At 71.3% G+C, this 16769-nt stretch carries 18 protein-coding genes; 4 read left to right on the forward strand and 14 right to left on the reverse strand.

What is annotated here, in order from left to right:
• The first annotated feature begins 203 nt into the window (after nucleotides 1-203).
• The gene (locus ABD127_RS05410; RefSeq protein ID WP_344198522.1) at nucleotides 204-584 is read left to right on the forward strand and encodes a DUF4439 domain-containing protein; all 381 of its coding nucleotides are present in this window, start codon (nucleotides 204-206) and stop codon (nucleotides 582-584) included.
• Nucleotides 585-668: 84 nt separating this feature from the next.
• On the opposite strand, the gene ABD127_RS05415 is transcribed toward ABD127_RS05410, so the two are convergent.
• From ABD127_RS05415 to ABD127_RS05450, 8 genes are all read right to left on the reverse strand, one after another.
• The gene (locus ABD127_RS05415; RefSeq protein WP_344199422.1) at nucleotides 669-2408 is read right to left on the reverse strand and encodes a proline--tRNA ligase; all 1740 of its coding nucleotides are present in this window, start codon (nucleotides 2406-2408) and stop codon (nucleotides 669-671) included.
• Nucleotides 2409-2436: 28 nt separating this feature from the next.
• On the reverse strand, nucleotides 2437-2811 hold the full coding sequence (locus ABD127_RS05420; RefSeq protein WP_344198524.1) for a DoxX family protein: 375 nt from the start codon (nucleotides 2809-2811) through the stop codon (nucleotides 2437-2439).
• A 44-nt stretch (nucleotides 2812-2855) separates the two neighbouring features.
• The gene (locus ABD127_RS05425) at nucleotides 2856-3698 is read right to left on the reverse strand and encodes a GNAT family N-acetyltransferase (protein WP_344198526.1); all 843 of its coding nucleotides are present in this window, start codon (nucleotides 3696-3698) and stop codon (nucleotides 2856-2858) included.
• A gap of 31 nt (nucleotides 3699-3729) precedes the next feature.
• Nucleotides 3730-4878 carry a flavodoxin-dependent (E)-4-hydroxy-3-methylbut-2-enyl-diphosphate synthase gene (ispG, locus tag ABD127_RS05430; protein WP_344198528.1) on the reverse strand — a complete coding sequence of 383 codons (1149 nt, stop codon included), beginning with the start codon at nucleotides 4876-4878 and terminating at the stop codon, nucleotides 3730-3732.
• A gap of 44 nt (nucleotides 4879-4922) precedes the next feature.
• On the reverse strand, nucleotides 4923-6221 hold the full coding sequence (locus ABD127_RS05435; RefSeq protein ID WP_344198530.1) for a M50 family metallopeptidase: 1299 nt from the start codon (nucleotides 6219-6221) through the stop codon (nucleotides 4923-4925).
• Nucleotides 6218-7420, reverse strand: coding sequence for a 1-deoxy-D-xylulose-5-phosphate reductoisomerase (gene dxr / locus ABD127_RS05440; RefSeq protein WP_344198532.1), 1203 nt, complete (start codon nucleotides 7418-7420; stop codon nucleotides 6218-6220). Before dxr ends, ABD127_RS05435 begins: the two co-directional genes overlap by 4 nt.
• 77 nt (nucleotides 7421-7497) lie before the next feature.
• Nucleotides 7498-8301 carry an ABC transporter permease gene (locus ABD127_RS05445; protein ID WP_344198534.1) on the reverse strand — a complete coding sequence of 268 codons (804 nt, stop codon included), beginning with the start codon at nucleotides 8299-8301 and terminating at the stop codon, nucleotides 7498-7500.
• Nucleotides 8298-9209, reverse strand: coding sequence for an ATP-binding cassette domain-containing protein (locus tag ABD127_RS05450; RefSeq protein WP_344198536.1), 912 nt, complete (start codon nucleotides 9207-9209; stop codon nucleotides 8298-8300). The genes ABD127_RS05445 and ABD127_RS05450 overlap by 4 nt, the downstream gene beginning before the upstream one ends.
• Nucleotides 9210-9340: 131 nt before the next feature.
• Between ABD127_RS05450 and ABD127_RS05455 the strand changes: the two genes are divergently transcribed.
• Genes ABD127_RS05455 through ABD127_RS05465 form a run of 3 tightly spaced genes read left to right on the forward strand, consistent with a single transcriptional unit; the run spans nucleotide 9341 to nucleotide 12217 of the window.
• Nucleotides 9341-10525 (forward strand): sensor histidine kinase, encoded by a 1185-nt coding sequence (locus tag ABD127_RS05455; RefSeq protein WP_344198539.1) that lies wholly within the window; start codon nucleotides 9341-9343, stop codon nucleotides 10523-10525.
• Entirely contained in the window at nucleotides 10522-11187 is a 666-nt protein-coding gene (locus ABD127_RS05460) for a response regulator transcription factor (protein ID WP_344198541.1), read from the forward strand. Before ABD127_RS05455 ends, ABD127_RS05460 begins: the two co-directional genes overlap by 4 nt.
• Before the next feature lie 37 nt (nucleotides 11188-11224).
• Nucleotides 11225-12217, forward strand: coding sequence for an SDR family NAD(P)-dependent oxidoreductase (locus tag ABD127_RS05465; RefSeq protein ID WP_344198543.1), 993 nt, complete (start codon nucleotides 11225-11227; stop codon nucleotides 12215-12217).
• Here ABD127_RS05465 and ABD127_RS05470 read toward each other — a convergent pair.
• From ABD127_RS05470 to rlmN, 6 genes are all read right to left on the reverse strand, one after another.
• Nucleotides 12214-12666 (reverse strand): hypothetical protein, encoded by a 453-nt coding sequence (locus ABD127_RS05470; protein ID WP_344198545.1) that lies wholly within the window; start codon nucleotides 12664-12666, stop codon nucleotides 12214-12216. The two genes, ABD127_RS05465 and ABD127_RS05470, sit on opposite strands and share 4 nt — an antisense overlap.
• Nucleotides 12666-13421, reverse strand: a complete 756-nt coding sequence (locus ABD127_RS05475) for an enoyl-CoA hydratase (protein ID WP_344198547.1) — start codon at nucleotides 13419-13421, stop codon at nucleotides 12666-12668. Before ABD127_RS05475 ends, ABD127_RS05470 begins: the two co-directional genes overlap by 1 nt.
• Nucleotides 13422-13463: 42 nt before the next feature.
• On the reverse strand, nucleotides 13464-14156 hold the full coding sequence (locus ABD127_RS05480) for an MOSC domain-containing protein (protein ID WP_344198549.1): 693 nt from the start codon (nucleotides 14154-14156) through the stop codon (nucleotides 13464-13466).
• Between the two features lie 180 nt (nucleotides 14157-14336).
• Nucleotides 14337-14948, reverse strand: a complete 612-nt coding sequence (locus ABD127_RS05485; protein WP_344198551.1) for a hypothetical protein — start codon at nucleotides 14946-14948, stop codon at nucleotides 14337-14339.
• A gap of 217 nt (nucleotides 14949-15165) precedes the next feature.
• Nucleotides 15166-15462, reverse strand: coding sequence for a hypothetical protein (locus ABD127_RS05490; protein WP_344198553.1), 297 nt, complete (start codon nucleotides 15460-15462; stop codon nucleotides 15166-15168).
• A 145-nt stretch (nucleotides 15463-15607) separates the two neighbouring features.
• Entirely contained in the window at nucleotides 15608-16729 is a 1122-nt protein-coding gene (gene rlmN / locus ABD127_RS05495) for a dual-specificity RNA methyltransferase RlmN (protein ID WP_344198555.1), read from the reverse strand.
• Between the last annotated feature and the right edge of the window lie 40 nt (nucleotides 16730-16769).

Here is a 16769-nt window from a genome sequence, read left to right on the forward strand (position 1 = left end):
GCTGACGGCCGCGGCGAGCGTGCGGCGCGACCAGGCCGAGGCGGCGGTCTCGCCCGACCTCGCGCGCACGCTCGGCTCGATCGCGGCCTGCCTGGCGCTCATGGGGTCGGGGGTCGTCTCATGAGCGAGCGCCAGCGAGCGAACACCCGGGATGCCCTCATGCCGCCGTCGCGCATGCTTGCTCTTCCTGGCGCGGTGGCGGCATGAGCGACCTGGAGCAGGTCCTCGCGCTGGAGCACGAGGCGGTCTGGACCTACGGGTTGATCGGTGGCGCCTTCGAGGGTCTCCGCGAGCAGGCCGAGGCGTCGTTCGCGGCGCACCGCGCCGAGCGCGACCGGCTGCTCCCCCGCGTCCGCGAGGCCCTGCCGCCGCAGGTCGCCTACGCGCCCGCGACCATCGCCGACGAGGCCTCGGCCCGCCTGCGGGCCCAGGACGTCGAGTCACGACTGGCCGCCGCCTGGAGCGCCGTCGTCGGCACCACGACCGGCGACGACCGCAGCGACGCCGTCGACCAGCTCGTCGTCACCGAGACCGCACGCCTGGCCTGGGGCGGCACGCCCGTCGCCTTCCCCGGCCTCGACTGACCCCGCCCCTCACCCGCCCAGAATTGTCGAGTTTGAGCCCATTCCTGGCTCGAAGACGGGACCAAAGTCGTCACATCTTGGCGGTCAGGGGGTCGTGAGGACGGCGACCAGGTCGGCGACCGGGACGTCGCGACGCTCGCCCGTGGCGCGGTCCTTGACCTCGACCAGGCCCTCGGCGTAGCCGCGGCCGACCACGACGATCGTGGGCATGCCGAGCAGCTCGGCGTCCTTGAACTTCACGCCGGGCGACACCTTGGGGCGGTCGTCGAACAGCACCTCGACGCCCGCGGTCTCGAGGTCGGCGACGACCTGCTCCGCGCCGGCGACGGTGACGTCGTCCTTGCCCGCCAGCACGACGTGGACGTCGTACGGGGCGAGCTCCTTCGGCCAGACGATGCCGAGCTCGTCGTGCGAGCTCTCGATCACGGCGGCCACGGCCCGCGACACGCCGACCCCGTACGAGCCCATCGTGACGGTCGCCAGCTTGCCGTCCTCGCCCTGCACTTGCAGGCCGAGGGCCTCGGCGAACTTGCGGCCGAGCTGGAAGATGTGACCCATCTCCATGCCGCGGGCCAGCTCGAGCGGGCCGGAACCGTCGGGAGCCGGGTCCCCGGCGCGGACCTCGGCGGCCTCGATCGTGCCGTCGGCGGTGAAGTCACGGCCCGCGACGAGGTCGAGGACGTGCTTGCCGGGCTGGTTGGCCCCCGTGACCCACCGCGTGCCGGGCACGACGCGCGGGTCGAGGAGGTACCGGATGCCCGTCCCGCTCTCGGTGCCCAGCGAACCGGGACCGATGTAGCCCTTCACGAGCCCGGGGTGGTTCTTGAACGCGACCTCGTCGAAGGCCTCGACCTCGGCGGGCGAGACCTGCGTCTCGAGGCGCTTGGTGTCGACCTCGCGGTCTCCGGGCACGCCGATCGCGAGCGGCTCGGTGGAGCCGTCGGGGTGCCGCAGCATGACGAGGACGTTCTTGAGGGTGTCGCCCGCCGCCCAGGGGCGGTCCTCGCGCGGGAAGCGCTCGTTGAGGTGGTCGACGAGCGTCTCGATCGTGGGGGTCGCGGGCGTGTCCTCGACGTGCGAGTCCGGCAGCCCGTCGAACGCGATGGCCTCGGGCACGACCGTCGTGACGGCCTCGACGTTGGCGGCGTACCCGCCCGGCGAGCGCACGAACGTGTCCTCGCCGATCGGCAGCACCGCGAGGAACTCCTCGCTGGCCGAGCCACCCATCGCGCCCGAGTCGGCGTGCACGATCACGTACTCGAGCCCCAGCCGGTCGAAGATGCGGATGTACGCGTCGCGGTGGTTCCGGTAGCTCGTCTCCAGGCCCTCGTCGGAGAGGTCGAACGAGTACGAGTCCTTCATGACGAACTCACGGCCGCGCAGGATGCCGGCGCGGGGACGCGCCTCGTCGCGGTACTTGGTCTGGATCTGGTACAGCGTGACGGGCAGGTCCTTGTACGACCCGTAGAGGTCCTTGACGAGGAGCGTGAACATCTCCTCGTGCGTGGGCCCGAGGAGCATGTCGGTGCCGCGGCGGTCCTGGAGGCGGAACAGGTTCGGCCCGTACTCGGTCCACCGGTTGGTGGCCTCGTAGGGCTCGCGCGGCAGCAGCGCCGGGAAGCGCACCTCCTGCGCGCCGATCGCATCCATCTCCTCGCGCACGATCTGCTCGACCTTGCCCAGCACCTTCAGTCCCAGCGGCAGCCACGTGTAGATGCCCGGCGCCGCGCGGCGGACGTATCCGGCTCGGACGAGCAGCTGGTGGCTCGGCACCTCGGCGTCGGTCGGGGCGTCGCGGAGCGTACGGACGAACAGCTGGGACATGCGCATGGAGCGACCCTACTGACCCGTCTCACTGGGGCGTGGAGGCAGCCTTGCGCGCGATGGCGATCAGCGGGACCTGCAGGGGCAGGCGGGCGACCGTGCCGATCTTGAACCACGTGGGGGTCTTCCGGCTGCGCAGGACGTCGGCGGTCATCTGCACGTTGGCCGGGAAGACCGACAGGAGCAGCAGCGCGGCGATCCGGCCGCCCCACTGGCGGGTCCGGGGGCGAGCGAGCAGCACGGCCGAGCCGACCTCGACGACGCCCGACGCGTACACGAGCTCCTTCTTGTACGGCAGCGCCTTCGGCACGATCTTCTCGAAGGGCTCGGGCTTGACGAAGTGCAGCACCCCCGCCACGCCGAGCAGGACGGTCAGGAACGTGATGTCACGGTTGCGGGCCATGGCGCGACTGTAGTCGGCCTGGACCGCCCCAGCCTGCGAGAGTCTCAGAGCAGGATCGTGGCGAACGTGTCGTGCTGGCGGAAGCCCGCGCGCAGGTAAGTGCGGTGGGCGCGCTCGTTGTGCCGGTTGACGTAGAGGCTCACGGTGGGCGCGATCTCGTCGCGCACGAGGTTGACGACCCCCGCGACGGCGGGCGCGGCCAGGCCGGTGCCCCGCAGCTCCGGGTCGACCCACACGCCCTGCAGCTGGCACGTGCCGGGCCCGGTGGCGCCGACCTCGGCCTTGAACAGCACGCGGTCGCGCTCGACGATGGCGTAGGACCAGCCCTGCGCGATCAGCTGCGCGACACGCGCCCGGTACAGGTTGCCGTGGGTGGCCTCGGGGTCGACGCCGACCTCCTCGGTGAACATCTGGACGCAGGCCGGGTAGAGCAGGTCGAGCTCGTCGACCATGACCCGACGCACCCGGAGGTCGGGGGCGATGACGGGCGCGTGGTCGATCAGCAGGAACGGCTGGTCGGGGCGCACCGAGCGCGCCGGACCCCACGCGGGCTCCAGGCCGGCCCACAGGCGCAGCACCGCGTCACGCGGTCCGGCGATCGAGGCCGGCCGCACGGGGCTCGTGCCGATGATCTCGGCGAACGCGTCGATCGCGGCGTCGTCGGCCTCCCCCGGCACGACGTTGGCGCCGCAGTGGCACACCGAGCGCAGGCGTCCGTCGACGAAGAACCCGAGCACCTGGCCGCCGAGCCAGCGGGGCTCCAGGCGGGTCAGGTCGCCGCGGTGCCGCAGGAAGACGTTGACGTGCGGATCGGCCTCGATCACCCGACGGAACTCCGGGAGGTCGAACGGCGTCAGGGGCCGTACCTCCGTGCGCGTGCCCAGCACGACGAGCTCCCTTCGACCGACTGGGGTCAGCCTAGGTCACGGTGACCTGGGCGGCACCGCCGTCGACGGGCTCCATGTCCTCGGCGATGCGCATGGCCTCCTCGATCAGGGTCTCGACGATCTTGCTCTCCGGCACGGTCTTGATGACCTCGCCCTTGACGAAGATCTGACCCTTGCCGTTGCCGGACGCCACGCCGAGGTCGGCCTCGCGGGCCTCCCCCGGGCCGTTGACGACGCAGCCCATCACGGCGACGCGCAGCGGTACCTCGAGGCCGTCGAGCCCCGCGGTGACCTCCTCGGCCAGCGTGTAGACGTCGACCTGGGCCCGCCCGCAGGACGGGCAGGAGACGATCTCGAGCTTGCGCGGGCGCAGGTTGAGCGACTGCAGGATCTGGATGCCGACCTTGACCTCCTCGACCGGAGGCGCCGACAGCGAGACGCGGATCGTGTCGCCGATGCCCTTGCCGAGCAGGTAGCCGAAGGCGACCGAGCTCTTGATCGTGCCCTGGAACGCCGGCCCCGCCTCGGTGACACCGAGGTGCAGGGGCCAGTCGCCGCGCTCGGCGAGCAGCTCGTAGGCGCGCGACATGATGACCGGGTCGTTGTGCTTGACCGAGATCTTGAAGTCGTGGAAGTCGTGCTCCTCGAACAGCGACGCCTCCCAGACGGCGGACTCCACGAGCGCCTCGGGGGTGGCCTTGCCGTACTTCTCGAGCAAGCGCTTGTCGAGCGAGCCCGCGTTGACGCCGATGCGCAGCGAGGTGCCCGCGTCCTTGGCCGCCTTGGCGATCGCGCCGACCTGGTCGTCGAACTTGCGGATGTTGCCGGGGTTCACGCGCACGGCGGCGCAGCCGGCGTCGATCGCGGCGAACACGTACTTCGGCTGGAAGTGGATGTCGGCGATGACCGGGATCTGCGACTTCCGCGCGATCGCCTCGAGCGCGTCGGCGTCGTCCTGGCTGGGGCACGCGACGCGCACGATGTCGCAGCCGGCGGCGGTCAGCTCGGCGATTTGCTGCAGCGTGCTGTTGACGTCGGAGGTCAGCGTCGTCGTCATCGACTGGACCGAGACGGGGGCGTCGCCACCGACGTCGACCGAGCCGACCTTGATCTTGCGCGAGACCCGCCGCGGCGCCAGCACGGGCGGCGGCGCTTCGGGCAGACCCAGATCGATGCTCATGACTCCGAATCTAGCGCCCCGCACCTCAGATCGGCCCGCGCACCTCAGGTCACCCGGACGGGATTGACGATGTCGGCATAGATCAGGATCACGCTCATCACGATCAGCGTGATGCCCACGACGTAGGCGACCGGCAGCATCTTGGCGACGTCGACGGGTCCCGGGTCGGGCTTGCCGCGCAGGCGGGCCCAGCGCGACCGGGCCCCCTCCCACAGCGCGCCGGCGATGTGGCCGCCGTCGAGCGGCAGGAGCGGCACGAAGTTGAACAGCGCGAGGAACAGGTTGAGGCTCGCGAGCAGGGTCAGCACCCGCTGGGCGCGCTCGGCCCACGTCGGCTCGTCGACCGTGACGAGCTCACCCGCGACCCGGCTGGCACCGACGACGCTGATGGGGCTGTCGTCGGGTCGCTCGGCGCCGAAGGCGGCCTTGACGACGTCGACCATCCGGGACGGCAGGTGGAGGATCGCCTCGGCGGTGCGCTGGGTCGTTTCCCACATGACCTCGCCGACGTACAGCGGGCCCTGGCGCTGGTAGGTGAACTCCGGCGAGACGCCCAGGAATCCGACGTCCTCGACCTTCGAGGGGTCGTTGACCGCGAGACGCTCGATGACCGAGGTCGTGACGGGCACCGTCGAGCTCGTGCCGTCGCGGACGTAGGTGATCGTGGACGTGTCGGAGCCGTTCGCCCGGATCAGTCCGGTGAGCTCGTCCCACGACTCGACCTCGGTGCCGCCGAAGGCGGTGATCTCGTCGCCGGGGAGCAGCCCGATCTCGCTCGCGGGCGTGGGCGGGTCCTCGCTGGTGCAGGCGCGACCGGCCTCGGCGTCGCTGATGGCGCAGTCCGAGACGGTCTGGACGGTCGTGGTGGGCTGCTCGACGCCGAAGCCCATGATCACGACGGCGAACAGGAACGCCGAGATGACGACGTTGACCATCGGCCCGCCGGCCATCACGACGACCTTCTTGTACCAGGGCAGCTTGTAGAACAGGCGCGGCTCGTCGGCGGTCGTGATGGTCTCGTACTCGGCCTGCCGCGCGTCGGTGACGAGCTGCGTGAACAGACCCGTGTTGGTCGAGCGCACCGCGTGGGGGTCGTCGTCCGGCCCCGGCGGCAGCATCCCGACGAGCTTGACGTAGCCGCCGAGCGGGATGGCCTTGAGGCCGTACTCGGTCTCACCGCGTCGCGTCGACCACACCGTGGAGCCGAAGCCCACGAAGAACTGGGTGACCTTCACGCCGAACTTCTTGGCGGGGTACATGTGGCCGCACTCGTGGAGCGCGATCGAGATCGCGACGCCCACGAGGAACGCGATCACGCCGAGGGCGTAGATGACGGCGGTCATGCGGTCTCGATCCTGGTCCGGGCCCGGTCACGCGCCCACGCGTCAGCGTCGAGCACGCCCTCGAGCGTGAGGTCGGCGGCGCCCGCCTCGGCGGAGCCACAGTGCTCCTCCACGACCTCGGCCACCGTGTCCACGATGCCGAGGAAGTCCAAACGGCCCTCCACGAACGCGTCGACGCAGACCTCGTTGGCCGCGTTGAACACCGCCGGGGCGGTGCGGCCGAAGCGGCCCGCCCGTTGCGCGAGGGCGACGGCGGGGAACGCGACGTGGTCGAGCGGCTCGAACTGCCACGTGACGGGCGAGGTCCAGTCGCAGCCGGGGACGGCCCCGGGGACACGCGCTGGCCAGGCGAGCCCGAGGGCGATCGGGAGCCGCATGTCGGGCGGGGACGCCTGGAGCATCGTGGACCCGTCGACGAACTCGACCATGCTGTGCACGACCGACCCGGGATGGACCACGACGTCGATGCGGTCGTAGTCGATGCCGAACAGCAGGTGGGCCTCGATGACCTCCAGACCCTTGTTGACCAGGGTCGCGGAGTTGATCGTGATGACCGGGCCCATGTCCCACGTCGGGTGGGCCGCGGCCTGCTCCGGCGTGACGTCGGTCAGCTCGGCACGGGTGCGGCCCCGGAAGGGTCCCCCGCTCGCCGTGACGATCAGGCGACGCACGTCGGCGGGGTCCTCGCCCTTGAGGGCCTGGGCCAGCGCGGAGTGCTCGGAGTCGACCGGGACCAGCTGGCCGGGCCGCGCGGCCGAGGTGACCAGCTCGCCCCCGACGATCAGCGACTCCTTGTTCGCCAGGGCGACGGTCGTGCCGGCTGCCAGCGCGGCCAGCGTCGGCCCGAGGCCTACAGCGCCCGTCATGCCGTTCAGCACCACGTCGCACGGCGTGCGGGCGACCTCGGTCGCCGCGTCCTTGCCGGCCAGCAGGCGCGGGATGCGGTGGTCGCCCTGCTCCCAGCCGCGCCGCTGGGCCTCGGCGTAGAGCGCCAGCTGCACGTCCTGGGCGGCCGTGGCCTGCGCGACCGCGACGACCTCGACCTCGTGCGCGATCGCCTGGCGGGCCAGCAGCTCGGGCTGACCACCGCCGGCGGCCAGGGCCACGACGTCGAACCGGTCGGGGGTCGCCTCGACCACCTCGAGAGCCTGCGTCCCGACGGACCCGGTGGAACCAAGAATGGCGACACGCTTGCGCATGTCGCCATTCTGGCTCACCACTGCCGGTTCCCCCGAAGCGGCAGGGAGCTGTGAGGTGGTGTCGAGCACCACCGGACCTACTTGACCTCGGCCCGCAGGACGGCCCAGAGTCCGAGCGCCATCGGGATGACGAACCAGATCAGGCCGGACGTGCCGAGCTGCGCGAGCTGCTCGCCTCCCAGGTCGCTGCCGTCGAACAGCGGCTGCTGGGCGTAGCCGAAGTCGATCCACGGCTGCAGGTCGCGGAACCACTCCTGCAGGCCCGCCAGGATCGCGAGGACCCCCGGCAGGACGAAGGAGTAGACGAGGTACCCGACGACCGCGGCGGCGGAGTTGCGCAGCAGCACGCCGAGCATGAAGCCGATCAGGAGCCCGAGGATGTTGCCGATCAGCAGGTACACGAGCTGGGTCGCGTCGAGGTCCCAGACCGGGTCGATCCCGTTGATCGCGGCGCCCACGACGTTGCCCAGCGCACCGATGACCAGCGCGAACACGATCGCGACGACCGCGACGATGATCGAGGCGGCGGCCTTCGCACCGATGACCGCGGCGCGGTTCGGCGCGAGGCTGAACGTGACCAGGCCCGACCTCTGGCTCCACTCCGACGTCACGGCGAGTGCCGCGATGATCGGCAGGAGCAGGGCGAGCGGCGTGCCGAAGGCGGCGCCGAAGATCTCGTAGGAGAGGCTCTCGTCCGGCACCACCAGGATCACGATGACCGCGGCGATCACCGAGATGATGAGGCTGCTCGCCACGAGCCAGAAGCCCGAGCGGGTGTCGAACATCTTGCGGAGCTCGACCGCGACGAGGCGACCGAACGGCACACCAGGACGCTGGGTCTGGATGGTCTGCGGCGGGGCGGTGGGGTTTGCGGCGCTCATGCGACACCTCCGGTGGTGACGACACCCTCGCGCTGGGTGGTGGCGGTCAGCTGCAGGAACATCTCCTCGAGCCCGGCGCTGTCCGCGCCACGCAGCTCGACGAGGGCGAGGCCGGCCGCTGCGGCGACCTGGCCGATCTGGGCGGGCTCGGCGTCGACCGAGAGGCCGCCGTCGCTGGGCGAGGCGGTCAGGCCGGCCTGGGCGAGCGCGCCGGCCAGGGCGGCGTTGTCGGCGGCCTTCACGAAGGCGCCGGCGCCCTGGAGGAGCTCGGCCTTGGTGCCCTGGGCGACGATCTTGCCGTTGCCGATGACGATGATCTCGTCGGCGATGATCTCGATCTCGTGGAGCAGGTGCGACGAGAGCAGCACGGTGCCGCCCTGGTTCGCGTAGGCCCGCAGCAGGCTGCGCATCCAGTGGATGCCGGCCGGGTCGAGGCCGTTGGCCGGCTCGTCGAGGATCAGGATCTTCGGGTCGCCCATCAGCGCGTTGGCGATGCCGAGGCGCTGGCGCATGCCGAGCGAGTAGTTCTTGACGCGACGCTTGGCCTCGGAGTCCGAGAGGCTCACCAGGTTCAGCATCTCGTCGACGCGGGACTTCGGCAGTCCCATCGTCAGCGCGCTGAGCGTGAGGATCTCGCGGCCCGTGCGGCCCGCGTGCTGGGCCGAGGCGTCCAGGAGGACGCCGACCTGCGTGCCGGGGTTGGGGATGTCGCGGTAGCGGACGCCGCCGATCGTGGCGGTGCCGGAGTCGGGGATCGTCAGGCCGGCCATGATGCGCATGGACGTCGACTTGCCGGCGCCGTTCGGACCGAGGAAGCCCGTGACGGTGCCGGGCTTGCACGTGAACGAGACGTCGTCCACGGCACGGAACGCGCCGTACGTCTTCGAGAGGTGTTCAACGGTGATCATGGGCTCCACCTTGCCGGTGCGACGGCCCCGCCCGCATCGTCCCGCCGTCCACGGTTCGCCGCCGAAAGTATGAAGACGCCCGAGCCTGTCGGCCGGTCTGCCGGGCCGAGCGACTCACCTAGGCTGACGACGTGAACGAGTCCCTGCCCCGCGAACGGCGCCAGGTCTTCGACCCGCCGCCGATCTCCCGGTGGGGCCGCGTCTGGAGGTGGACCCTCGCCCTGTTCATCAGCGGCGTGGCCTGGGCCTCGATCGCGATCTGGCAGTGGCAGAACGCGCAGTGGTGGTTCTGGCTCGACCTGGGACTCGGCGTCGCGGCTGCCGTGCTGTCGACCCGGCGTCGCCAGCGCCCCGTGCTCGTCGCACTCGTCACGAACGCCGTCACCTGCGTGTCGTACTCGGCCAGCGGACCGGCAACGCTCTCGCTCTTCTCGCTCGCCACGAGGCGCCAGTGGCGCGAGATCGTGCCTGTCGGCCTCGTGACGCTGGCCGCGGGCCTCATCGGCCTGCGCAACGAGCCGGACGCCCAGCGCGACGACTTCATCGTGACGGGGCCGGCCCTGGTGGCCGTGCTCGGCGTGATCATCGCCTGGGGCATGTACGTCGGCTCGCGGCGCGAGCTGCTGGGCACGCTGCGCGAGCGCGCCGACACGGCCGAGTCGGAGCAGGCCGCACGCCTCGCCCAGGCCCGGGTCAGCGAGCGCACCCGCATCGCCCGCGAGATGCACGACGTCCTGGCCCACCGGATCTCGACCGTCACGATGCACGCCGGGGCGCTGACCTATCGCGAGGACCTCTCGCCCGACCAGATGCGCGAGACCGCCGGGGTGATCCAGCAGAACGCCCACCAGGCGCTCGTCGAGCTGCGGGAGGTCCTCGGCCTGCTGCGGGAGGGCCCCGGCGACGCAGCGCCGGAGCGGCCGCAGCCCGATGCGTCGGCCGTGGGCGCGCTGATCGGCGAGGCGCGCGCCACCGGCCTCCGGGTCGAGGCAGCGTTCGACCTGGACGTCGACGCCGTGCCGCAGACGACGGGGCGCACGGTCTACCGCGTCGTGCAGGAGGGGCTGACCAACGTGCGCAAGCACGCCACGCACACGGCCGCCGAGGTGCAGGTGTCCGGCCGTCCGGGCGACGGGCTGCGCGTCGTCGTCCGCAACAAGCTCCCGCTCGGGCAGCCCGCGTCCGTGCTGCCCCCGTCGGGCCTTGGGCTGATCGGCCTGCGGGAGCGGGTCGAGCTCGCGGGCGGGCGCCTCGACCACCGGATCACCTCCGACCGTGACTTCGTGCTCGAGGCGTGGATACCGTGGCCCGCATGAGTCCTGAGGGCCCCGTGCGTGTGCTGCTGGTCGACGACGACGCCCTGGTGCGGGCCGGTCTCGCCCTGATCCTCGGCGGGTCCGACACGATCTCGGTCGTCGGGCAGGCCGGCGACGGCCGCGAGGCGCTCGAGCTCGTGCGCGCCGGTGGCGTCGACCTGGTCCTCATGGACATCCGCATGCCCGTGCTCGACGGCATCGCCGCGACCGCGCAGGTGCTGGCGCTCCCCGACCCGCCGAAGGTCATCGTGCTGACGACCTTCGACGCCGACGACTACGTCGTGCGAGCCCTCGCCGCGGGCGCGCACGGGTTCCTGCTGAAGGACACGGCCCCGGCCGACATCGTCGACGCCATCGCGCGAGTCGTCGCGGGCGAGCCGATGCTCTCCCCCACGATCACGGCCCAGCTCATCCGGCAGGTCGCCGACGCCGCCCCGACCGCGGTCGCCGACCAGGCTCGCGAGCGGGTCTCGGAGCTGACCGAGCGCGAGCTCGAGGTCGCCGTCGCGGTCGGACGCGGCGCGTCGAACGCCGAGATCGCCGAGCACCTGCACCTGAGCCTGGCGACCGTGAAGGCGCACCTCGCGCACATCTTCACCAAGCTCGACGCGACCAACCGGGTCCAGGTCGCGATCGCCGTGCACGACGCCGGCCTGCTCTGACCCGGCCTTCTCACCGGACCTCGCCTAGCGTGGAGGCATGAGCCTCCCGAGCACGGTCACGCGCGCGATCGACACCGCCCTCGACAAGGTGGTCCCTGCGGGGTACTCCTCGATCGGACCGACGCTGCGTCGGCACTGGTGGCCGGCGGACCCGCCGGAGCACTCCCTGGTCGGCAAGCACGTCGTCGTCACCGGCGCGAGCCGCGGCCTGGGCCTCGCAGCAGCGACCGACCTCGCACGCCTCGGGGCCGTCGTGCACCTGCTGGGCCGCGACCAGGCACGCCTCGACGAGGCCGCGGCAGGCCTCCGCCTTGCCGTGCCGAACGCCGACGTGCGCCCCGAGACCTGCGACGTGAGCGACCTCGACGCCGTGCGCGCCTACGCGACCCGCACGCTCGAGCAGGTTCCTGAGCTGCACGCCCTGATCCACAACGCCGGCGTGATGCCCCCGGCGCGCAGCGAGTCCGCCCAGGGCACCGAGCTGACGTTGGCGACCCACGTCGTCGGGCCGCTCCTGCTGACCGAGCTCCTGCGTCCGGCGCTGCGAGCCGCCGACGACGCGCGCGTGCTCATCATGTCCTCGGGCGGCATGTACTCCGCGCCCCTGGACAGCGCCCTGGCCGACGACCTGCAGTACCGCGAGGGCACGTACCGCGGCATCCGCGCCTACGCCCGGACCAAGCGCCTGCAGGTCCTGCTGGGCGAGCAGCTCGCCGCCCGCCTGGCCGACGACGGCGTCGCGGTGCACAGCATGCATCCCGGCTGGGCCTCCACCGAGGGGATCGCCGAGAGCATGCCGGGGTTCGCGCGCGCCATCCGGCCGATCCTGCGCGACGCGCACTCCGGGGCGGACACGCTCGTGTGGTTGACCGCTGCCCCGGAGGCCGCGACGACGTCGGGTCTGTTCTGGTCCGACCGTCGCCCGCGCTCGACGAGCTACCTGCCGTGGACGTCGGAGGACCCGGTGCTGCGACGTCGGGTGTGGGACGCGATCGCCGCGCTCGCCGGCATCGAGCACGCGCCGGCCTAGACCTGCAGGGTCGCTCCGTCGAGCAGGGCGTCGATGACGTCAGGGTGCTCCACCCGCCAGCGCTCGACGCCGTCCAGGTCAGCGGCCGGGGCCGGGAGCGGGTCGGTGCGGCCCAGACCTCGCAGGAGGTCCCACGGCACCTCCTCGTCGCCGATCGTCGCCGAGGCCGGGTCACCGGCGATGCTCGCACCGTCGTCGCCGGGCACGACCTGCAGTCGCAGGGCTGCGAGCACCGCGACGACGCGAGCACGGCCGGTCAGCTCGATCCGCAACGTGTCGCCGTCGGTCAGGCCCAGGAGGCGCAGGGCACCCGCGAGGGAGGCCACCTGGTCGAGCAGGTCGGCGAACGTCAGGTCTCCGTCGTCATCGCTCAGGGCGACGTCGTCGGCGCGGCCGTGGACGACGTGGTGATCCAGCGTCAGGAACGCCAGGGTGGAGGTGCGCGACATCAGACGCCCCGGAAGACCGGTCGACGCTTCTCGTCGCGGGCCGTCAGCGACTCGCGGACGTCCTCGGACGCCCAGACGTCACGGAAGCTCTGCTCGATCGCGGCGTCGTCGGCCGTCGATCCGTTGAGGACGAGCTTGTTGTGCGCCAGCGCGAGCGGCGCCAGCGCGGCGATCTCGTGCGCCCAGGCCAGCGCGTCCTCGAGCGTGCCGGCGCGGTCGGCGAGGCCGCAGAGCAGGGCCTCCTCGCAGTCGAGGGACTCCCCCGCCAGCATCAGCCGGCGGGCGCGACCCGTGCCGGCGAGCTCCGCCAGCGTGCGGATCGTCCAGGCGTCGACCGCCATGCCGTTGCGGGCGGTGGGCACCGCGAACTTCGCCGTGGCATCGGCCACGCGCAGGTCGCAGGCCATCGCGAGCTGCGTGCCGGCCCCGATCGCCGGCCCGTTCACGGCGGCGACGATCGGCACGGGCACCTTCGCGAGGTGGTGCAGCATCCCGTAGAGCGCGTCGAGGAACTCGTCGCCGTACACGCCTCCGAGGTCGGCGCCCGAGCAGAACGCCGTGCCCTCGCCGGTCACCAGGATGGCGCGCGCTCCCGTGCCGACGGCCTCGTCCACGGCCGCGCGGATCGCGAGGCACAGGTCGGTGTTCAGGGCGTTGCGCCGATCGGGACGCGTGAGCGTCAGCACGGCGACGTCGCCGTCGCGCTCGGCGGTGAGGACGGCGTCGTCAGAGGCGGGGGGCACGGGATCCGACATGGCCGTCACGCTAGCGGGACCGGAGGATGGACCGTCGCCGGGTCAGGCGCGGTACGGCGCACCCACGATCCAGCCACCCAGGTGGGCAGGCTCGGCGGACGTGTCGACGACCTCCACCTGGTCGCCCTCGCGGATCGTTCCGGGAGTGATGACCCACGCGTCCAGCGCCAGGCGGTTGTCGAACCGGGTGCGGATCTCGCGGAAGACGTCGAGGTCCTGCTCACCGGAGTCCGGGTCGATGCTCGTCACGACGCAGCGGATGCGGCGCGCGAAGATCCCCACGACGGCGGTGCCGATGCGCAGGGCGCGACCTTCCCAGTCCCGCTCCTCGTCGCCGAGCGTGCCGCCCACGAGGATGTTCGGGCGGAGCCGACGGACGTCGTGACCGAACTGCTCGACGGCGCCGTCGGTCGCGACCAGCAGGTTGCCGATGTCGAACCGTTCAGGGCCGGTGTAGGCCACGAGATCCGCGGGTTCACCGACCGCGCGCCTGATCTCCTCGGCTGCCGCGGGCGAGTCCCAGCGGTGGCCCGCGACCCACGGCACGCCGTCGTCCCCGGTGACCGCCGGGACGGTCAGCAGGCCGTGGCGGGTGCGCCCCGTCAACGGGCCCTTGCGTCCGCGCACGTGCACGACCCGGTCGCCTCGGACGCCGTCGTCGGTCAGCTCAGCGGTCGTCAGGCGCTCGCCGCGCAACGACTTGACCGGGTAGCGCCACAGTCCCTCGACGTGCATCCGCCCACCTCCACTCACCCCTACAACCCGCCCCCTCGCGAGTGAATTCCCGCCCCGCGGCGAGTGGATTCCCGCCCCTCGGCGAGTGGATTCCCGCCCCTGGGTCCACAGCATCAGGTCCAGGGCAGGGCGGGAAGTCGCTCCTCGCGGGGCGGAAACTCACTCGCGAGCGGTCGTGGGTTACTCGGCGGGGGGCGAACCATCGTCGATTCCGAGGAGGCCGGACAACCTCTCGCGAGTAAAGACCACCATCACCTCGTCGCCTGGCGCGAAAGCAGTTTTCATCTCAGGAGGACACGGGTTCGCCACGACGAACCACACATGCCCAGCGTCGAAATCGAGCCGCAGGGCAAGAGGAAGATCGAACGAACTCTCAGACGACACGATCGTGCCGTCGCTCAGTCGGCCCGGGCCGAGGCTGACGGTTTCCCACATGATGCTCGAGGATCTGACACTCGTCCCGAGGATCCCTTCACACCGACCGGGCAGCGCTGGTCCGATCGGCGTCAGCGAGTGCCCGACGAAATGGGTTCTCATCGGCCCGTCGAAGACGTCCACACCGTACGGAAAGAAGGCGTTCGACCAGGTGATGGTCACGGGTCCGACGTCGGTTTCCAGCTCGACGCCCATCTCCACGTGATGCCAGTCCCCGAAGTCCCATCGAGGGTTCTTGGAGCCCTCGATGAGAACGTCCCAGTACTGGACCGAACGCAAAGTGCGACCCGTCAGAAGGCCAGCTCTTCGATAGAAGTCGGCGCGGCGTTGAGGATCGTCGGCCTGCACGCTCGCCACGATTCCAATCTACTCGGCGACGGCGAGCTGGCCGCAGGCAACGTCGATCTCGTCACCGCGGGCGTCACGGATGGTCGTCGAGATGCCCTTGGGCTTCCAAGCGGCGGACGAACTCGTCCATGTCCTCGTCGAGCGAGCGCCTGTACTTCGAGCCCAAGGACCTCGTTGAGCGGGGTCAACGTGACTCAAGGGGTACCCACCATGGGGCGGTCCGATCTCATCGCACCGACTCCCACCACACGAAGATGCGGTCCAGAACGTCGTCCGTGAGCTGGGAAGCTTCGATCCCCATGTGATCGGTCAGCTCCCTCCTGAGAAGCTCAGCCACTTCCGACCGATCCGCTCCCTTCAGCAAGGAGGAGATCAGCGGGTCTCGCATGCAGTCGTACGCGTCGAGAGCATCGGGTAGGTCATCCGGATCCCCCGGGTAGAAAACGCCGATCGGGTCCCACTCGTTCAAGATGACCCGGAGCTGCGCCTGAGCCGTGCGAGCCCAGCTCGCGTCATGAGCCATGTCGACGAACCTATCGCGGTCGGACCGTCGTCACGATCGGTGCTTTGCCCCAGCGGCTAACGACCGGAGAAGGGCGGAAAGTCGCTCCTCGTGGGGCGGGAACTCACTCGCGAGGGGGCGGGAATTCACTCGCGAGCGGTCGTGGTTACTCGGCGGCGGCGAGCTGGCCGCAGGCGGCGTCGATCTCGTCGCCGCGGGTGTCGCGGATCGTCGTCGAGATGCCCTTGGCCTCGAGCCGGCGGACGAACTCGTCCATGTCCTCGTCGCGCGAGCGGGTGTACTTCGAGCCCGGGACCTCGTTCAACGGGATGAGGTTGACGTGGACCCAGCTCCAGTCGCCGTAGGCGTTCAGGACGTCGCCGAGGAGGTCGGCGCGCCACGCCTGGTCGTTGATGTCGCGCATCATCGCGTACTCGATCGACACGCGACGCTTGGTCACGCGCGCGTAGTCCCAGGCGGCCTCGACCGTCTGAGCGACGTTGAAGTGCGTGTTGATCGGCACGAGCTCGTCGCGCAGCTCGTCGTCCGGCGCGTGGAGCGACAGCGCCAGCGTGACCGGGATGCCCTCGTCGGTGAGCTGACGGATGCGCGGCACGAGGCCGACCGTGCTGACCGTGATGTTGCGAGCCGACATGCCGAGCCCGTCAGGCGCCGGAGCGACCATCCGCCGCACGGCCCCGATGACGGACTTGTAGTTCGCGAGCGGCTCGCCCATGCCCATGAAGACGACGTTCGAGAGGCGCCCGGGGCCACCCGGCACGACACCGCTGGCCATCGTGGCGGCGGCGTCGACGACCTGGTCGACGATCTCGGCGGTGCTCATGTTGCGCTGCAGACCACCCTGGCCCGTGGCGCAGAACGGGCACGCCATGGCGCAGCCGGCCTGGCTCGACACGCAGATCGTGGCGCGCGACGGGTACCGCATCAGGACGGACTCGACGAGCGACCCGTCGAACAGGCGCCACAGCGTCTTGCGGGTCGTGCCCTTGTCGGCCTCGAGCGTGCGGACCGGGGTCAGGAGCGCGGGAAGCAGAGCGCCGGCGATCGCGTCGCGGTTCTTCGCGGGCAGGTCGGTCATGTTCGCCGGGTCGCGCTCGAGCCGCGCGAAGTAGTGGTGCGCGACCTGCTTGACCCGGAACGCCGGCTCACCGAGCTCGGCAGCGGCGGCGGCGCGCTCCTCGGCCGAGAGGTCGGCCAGGTGGCGCGGCGGCTTGCCCCGACCCTTCGGGGGTGCCAGCACGAGCGGCAGCGCGCGCGGTTCGGTCATTCCCCCAGTGTCTCACCCGCACCCCACCGGGACCGAATCC

It is taken from the genome of Aeromicrobium alkaliterrae, from assembly GCF_039529015.1.
Classification (GTDB): domain Bacteria; phylum Actinomycetota; class Actinomycetes; order Propionibacteriales; family Nocardioidaceae; genus Aeromicrobium; species Aeromicrobium alkaliterrae.

What these genes read in the sequence shown, in the direction of transcription:
- ABD127_RS05410 (WP_344198522.1), top strand. Translation starts at nt 204, where the DNA reads ATGAGCGACCTGGAGCAGGTCCTCGCGCTGGAGCACGAGGCGGTCTGG.
- ABD127_RS05415 (WP_344199422.1), bottom strand. Translation starts at nt 2,408, where the DNA reads ATGTCCCAGCTGTTCGTCCGTACGCTCCGCGACGCCCCGACCGACGCC.
- ABD127_RS05420 (WP_344198524.1), bottom strand. Translation starts at nt 2,811, where the DNA reads ATGGCCCGCAACCGTGACATCACGTTCCTGACCGTCCTGCTCGGCGTG.
- ispG (WP_344198528.1), bottom strand. Translation starts at nt 4,878, where the DNA reads ATGAGCATCGATCTGGGTCTGCCCGAAGCGCCGCCGCCCGTGCTGGCG.
- ABD127_RS05435 (WP_344198530.1), bottom strand. Translation starts at nt 6,221, where the DNA reads ATGACCGCCGTCATCTACGCCCTCGGCGTGATCGCGTTCCTCGTGGGC.
- dxr (WP_344198532.1), bottom strand. Translation starts at nt 7,420, where the DNA reads ATGCGCAAGCGTGTCGCCATTCTTGGTTCCACCGGGTCCGTCGGGACG.
- ABD127_RS05445 (WP_344198534.1), bottom strand. Translation starts at nt 8,301, where the DNA reads ATGAGCGCCGCAAACCCCACCGCCCCGCCGCAGACCATCCAGACCCAG.
- ABD127_RS05450 (WP_344198536.1), bottom strand. Translation starts at nt 9,209, where the DNA reads ATGATCACCGTTGAACACCTCTCGAAGACGTACGGCGCGTTCCGTGCC.
- ABD127_RS05460 (WP_344198541.1), top strand. Translation starts at nt 10,522, where the DNA reads ATGAGTCCTGAGGGCCCCGTGCGTGTGCTGCTGGTCGACGACGACGCC.
- ABD127_RS05465 (WP_344198543.1), top strand. Translation starts at nt 11,225, where the DNA reads ATGAGCCTCCCGAGCACGGTCACGCGCGCGATCGACACCGCCCTCGAC.
- ABD127_RS05470 (WP_344198545.1), bottom strand. Translation starts at nt 12,666, where the DNA reads ATGTCGCGCACCTCCACCCTGGCGTTCCTGACGCTGGATCACCACGTC.
- ABD127_RS05475 (WP_344198547.1), bottom strand. Translation starts at nt 13,421, where the DNA reads ATGTCGGATCCCGTGCCCCCCGCCTCTGACGACGCCGTCCTCACCGCC.
- ABD127_RS05480 (WP_344198549.1), bottom strand. Translation starts at nt 14,156, where the DNA reads ATGCACGTCGAGGGACTGTGGCGCTACCCGGTCAAGTCGTTGCGCGGC.
- ABD127_RS05490 (WP_344198553.1), bottom strand. Translation starts at nt 15,462, where the DNA reads ATGGCTCATGACGCGAGCTGGGCTCGCACGGCTCAGGCGCAGCTCCGG.
- rlmN (WP_344198555.1), bottom strand. Translation starts at nt 16,729, where the DNA reads ATGACCGAACCGCGCGCGCTGCCGCTCGTGCTGGCACCCCCGAAGGGT.